This is a genomic window from Aeromonas crassostreae, assembly GCF_054052445.1.
The window spans coordinates 1-315 of record NZ_JBSTYM010000074.1 but is presented as its reverse complement, the minus strand read 5'-3'; the positions used below and the strand labels follow the sequence as shown (position 1 = coordinate 315).

The window sequence follows — 315 nt, the reverse complement described above, 5'->3', positions numbered from 1 at the left end:
GCCCCGTGAACGTGGCGGTGACTCTGCCGGGCGAGGCCCAGGCCGGTGACACCCTCAAGGTGAGCGGCCAGGCCGATCGCCTGTTGAGCGATGCCGACATCCTTGCTGGCAAGGTGGGCTACGAGTTTGACCGTCCGGCCGACGGCGAGGCGCTGACCGTGACCGCCACTATCGTGGATGCGGCGGGCAACGTCTCGCCGGAAGGTAGCGACAGCGCCACCATGGGCGACACCACTGCCACCGCGGCGCCGGTCGTGGTCATCACCGAAGATGCCGACAACGACGGCACCATCGACCGCAGCGAGATCAGCGGCC

At 68.9% G+C, this 315-nt stretch carries 1 protein-coding gene; it reads left to right on the top strand.

The annotated features are described in order from the left end of the window. Nucleotides 1-315, top strand: a 315-nt coding sequence (locus tag ACW5W4_RS18940) for a hypothetical protein (RefSeq protein ID WP_456690420.1), incomplete at both ends; no start/stop codon positions are given.